At 60.2% G+C, this 3,916-nt stretch carries 3 protein-coding genes; 2 read left to right on the top strand and 1 reads right to left on the bottom strand.

The window, feature by feature from the left end; translation table 11 throughout:
• The first annotated feature begins 38 nt into the window (after positions 1-38).
• The gene (locus AX760_RS02080; protein ID WP_071831182.1) at positions 39-1,883 is read left to right on the top strand and encodes a methyl-accepting chemotaxis protein; all 1,845 of its coding nucleotides are present in this window, start codon (positions 39-41) and stop codon (positions 1,881-1,883) included.
• Between the two features lie 295 nt (positions 1,884-2,178).
• Entirely contained in the window at positions 2,179-3,507 is a 1,329-nt protein-coding gene (locus AX760_RS02075) for a calcium-binding protein (RefSeq protein WP_175551996.1), read from the top strand.
• A 96-nt stretch (positions 3,508-3,603) separates the two neighbouring features.
• Here the strand turns inward: AX760_RS02075 and AX760_RS02070 are convergent, their stop codons facing one another.
• The gene (locus AX760_RS02070) at positions 3,604-3,858 is read right to left on the bottom strand and encodes an SMc00767 family acetate metabolism repressor (protein ID WP_071831180.1); all 255 of its coding nucleotides are present in this window, start codon (positions 3,856-3,858) and stop codon (positions 3,604-3,606) included.
• Positions 3,859-3,916: the final 58 nt, after the last annotated feature.

Below are 3,916 nucleotides of genomic sequence, written 5' to 3'. Positions count from 1 at the left end.
AACTTAAATCAAGTATGAATTTTTCAAAGGGCCCACGAATGTTTCGCCTCTTCAAATCGTCGATCGTCTATCAGAACCTTGCCATAACGCTTGGCTTGATCTTTCTGAGTATTGCGACGATTGCCGGCGTCATGCACTACAACCTCCGTTCCACCGTCATGCAGGACGCAACGACCGATGCGCGCGAAGCAAGCCGCGCCATGGCGGTGCTCTACGGCATGAAGGTGAGCGATGCGACGATCAAGGTAACCGACGGCACTCTGGCGGGCGTGACCGGTGAAAAGATGGCCGCACTTCCGGATCACGACCTTGTCGACCGCACGGCCGAAACCATTGGTGGCGTTGCAACGGTGTTCGACAAGCAGGGCAGCGATTACGTCCGCATTTCGACCAATGTGAAAAAGGAAAACGGCGAGCGTGCCGTCGGCACGAAACTCGCCCCGGAACACCCGGCGCAGGCCTATCTCGCCCGTGGCGAGGCCTATTACGGCCCGGCCGTGCTGTTCGGTCGTGATTTCATCACCGGTTATTTCCCGGTCAAGAACGCTGCTGGCGCCAATGTCGGCATGCTGTTCATCGGCATTCCGACCGAGGTCTATTTCAAGAAGATCACCGATCTCCAGTATCTGATCCTGGCGATCGGCGTCGGCGTGATGCTGATCTTCGGTGGTCTTGCCTATGTGGCCATCCGTGCATCGATCAGCCCGCTCAGCAGGCTGACAGGCTCGGTGCAGACGATTTCCGCTGGCAATCTCGATGTCACCGTGCCCTATCTCGAAAAGCAGAACGAGTTTGGCGGCATTGCCCGTGCGCTCGCTGTCTTCCGCGAAAACGCGCTGGCCAAGCGCCAGATGGAAAGCGAAAACGAAAGCCGCCGTCTGGAAACGGACGCCGAACGCGCAAGCCGCGATTCCGAAAAGAAGGCGCTCGACGGCCAGATTGATTTCGCCGTCAGCGAATTGGCCGCCGGTCTCGGCCGGCTGTCGCAGGGTGACCTGTCGCGCCAGATCGACACGCCGTTCACCGGTCGCCTCGAGCAGCTGCGTGTCGATTTCAACGGATCGATCATCCGCCTGCAGGATACGCTTGGAAACATCCGCAACAATGCCATGGCGATCCAGCGCAACGGCACGAAGATGCGCGCCTCGGCGGATGCCCTGTCGAAGCGCACCGAAGCGCAGGCCGCTTCGCTGGAGGAAACCGCGGCAGCCGTGGAAGAAATCACCGTCACCGTCAAATCGTCGGCGGGCCGCGCGCATGAAACCAACCGGGCCGTTGCGCAAACCAAGAAGAGCGCCGACAGCTCGGCCACCGTCGTCTCCAATGCGATTTCCGCCATGGGCCGCATCGAGGATGCCTCGCGCCAGATCGAGCAGATCATCGAAGTCATCGACGAGATCGCCTTCCAGACCAACCTTCTGGCGCTCAACGCCGGTATCGAAGCGGCGCGCGCCGGTGATGCAGGCAAGGGTTTTGCCGTCGTTGCCCAGGAAGTGCGCGAACTGGCGCAGCGTTCGGCCGGTGCCGCCCGCGAGATCAAGGAATTGATCAACAAGTCGACCAGCGAGGTCAGCACCGGTTCGCAGCTTGTTCAGGAAACCGGCGCGGTTCTGGCCTCCATCAGCACCCAGATCGTTGCCATCAGCCAGCATGTCGAAATGATTGCAACCGCCAGCAGCGACCAGTCGGCCGCCCTCTCGGAGGTCAACGGTTCCGTCAACCAGATGGACCAGATGACCCAGCAGAACGCGGCAATGGTCGAGGAAACGACGCAGGCCAGCCGCCAGCTCGCCAACGAGGCCGATACGCTGATGATGCTGGTCGAGCAGTTCCGCCTCGACGCTGCAACCTCGGCACCGCAGCGCCACAGCCGCGCCGCCTGACGAATACGGCTTGCCCTTGACTTCAAACGGCCCGGAGCGATCCGGGCCGTTTGTCTGTCTGGACATTGTTCACGACGGATGGCGTGTCCTCAGCCGGCACATGAACAAGCGCAGCACCGCTGCCATCGCCAGCGGTATGGGCCGTCAGCGCTTGTTTCTCGTTTCGAGGCTGGAGCCGACTGGAAAACGGCCGAGCCGCACGGTCTGATCGGTCCCTTGTTCCCTCGGAGACAGCCGGCCTGGACGTTCTCCTCTAGGCAGGATGGACAGTCCCATCCAGCCGGAGGATCATAAGATGCGCTTCATCAACAAGAACTCGATCGAGGACTCCGGCTGGTGGGATACTATCGAGGGTACCGCGGGCGCCGACATGATCGAGATCGGTTTTGGCAACGACACGGTCTATGCCAGGGGCGGCGACGATGCCATCTGGGACAAGGATGGCGCCTATGTCGAGGACGTCTGGCTTGGCAGTGACGACAAAATCTATGCCGGCGGCGGCAACGACCTGATCTTCGCGGGCTGGGGCGCCGACACGATCGATGGCGGCTCCGGCCACGATACGCTCGATTATCGCTACAGCCGCACAGGCGTCATCGTTGATCTGCGAAATGGAACGGGACTCGGCGGAAACGATTCAGCCTCCAAGGGCGACAAGATCACAAGCATTGAGACGGTCGCGGGCTCGCATCACAACGATATTCTGTTTTCCAGTGCGAGTCAGAATCTGGACGGCGGCGATGGCAACGACACCTTGACCGGCGGCACGGGCTCCAGCGAATTGCGCGGTGGTGCGGGCGACGACTACATCATCGTCAAATCCTTCAGCAATGTCGTCAATGGTGGCGATGGTTTCGATACCGCGGACTATCATGGGCTCGGCCAGGGCATCGCGCTCGGTTCTTCCGCCTCCCAGGCACAGGCCAATGCAATCGGTGCGCGCCGCGCAACGGAGACCCAGGTGGAAAAGGTCGTCGGCACCGCGTTTGCGGACTACATCCATCTCGGTGCTTTCTCGAATGACACGAAAAAAATCAATGGCATGGGCGGCAATGACACGCTGAACGGCGGCGGCGGCAACGATGTCCTGAATGGCGGTACCGGCAATGACATGATCCACGGCGGCAACGGAAAAGATGTCATCCATGGTGATAGCGGCAATGATACGCTGCATGGCGGTTATGGCGACAACCAGATGTTTGGCGATGCCGGAAACGATACGCTGTTCGATGGCGCCAATACCGATGTCATGAACGGCGGCACGGGCAATGACCGGCTGGTTTCGAGCTTTGGCAGAGACCAATTGACCGGCGGCACAGGCGCCGACACCTTCGTGTTCGACAATTTCGCGCAATATTGCGCAAATGCGACAATCACCGATTTCAACCGCGCCGATGACGTGATCGATCTTTCCGGCATTGATGCCGTGGTGGAGGTAACAGGAAACCAGAGCTTCGTGTTCGACCGCACCGGTTCCGGAGACATCGGTACCGTGCATTCGGAAATCGTCGGCAACAAAACGATCATCACGACAGTCGTCGACATATCCCATGGTTATGTTGCCGACATGACGATCACGCTCGAGGGGCGCCATGTGCTGAATGCCTCGGATTTCATTCTCTGACCGATGCGCGTTCCGGACATTGGAAAAGCCCGGCGGGGCAGGGCGCGCCGGGCTTTACAGGACCGCAGCCGCTCCTCTCGGCTGCGGCCCGTTGTTCTATTGGCCGCGGCCCTGGGTCACAATAACGGGGATCAGCAAATCGCCCCAGTTGCCTTCCCCGCCATGATGGCGGGCCGAGCGGACCAGTTCGACCGAGACGCCGGCATCGACAGCCTTCATGACCGCCTGGTTGAGGCGGTGCAGGTCGTTGGCGACCATGCGGATCATAGCCTGCTGTTCGGGTGTCATGGCGGACGACTGTTCCTCGGCGCGTTCCTTGACCTGGGTCTTGATGGGGGTCTGGACTGTCATGGCATTTCTCCTCTTCTATTCGGGGTTCTTGAATATGTCGGTTGAGACCCTCCCCAAC

This window comes from Pararhizobium antarcticum (assembly GCF_001885585.1).
In the GTDB taxonomy this organism is placed as follows: domain Bacteria; phylum Pseudomonadota; class Alphaproteobacteria; order Rhizobiales; family Rhizobiaceae; genus Pararhizobium; species Pararhizobium antarcticum.
Note: the sequence above shows the minus strand (reverse complement) of the source record. Positions and strands in the feature narration are given on the sequence as shown.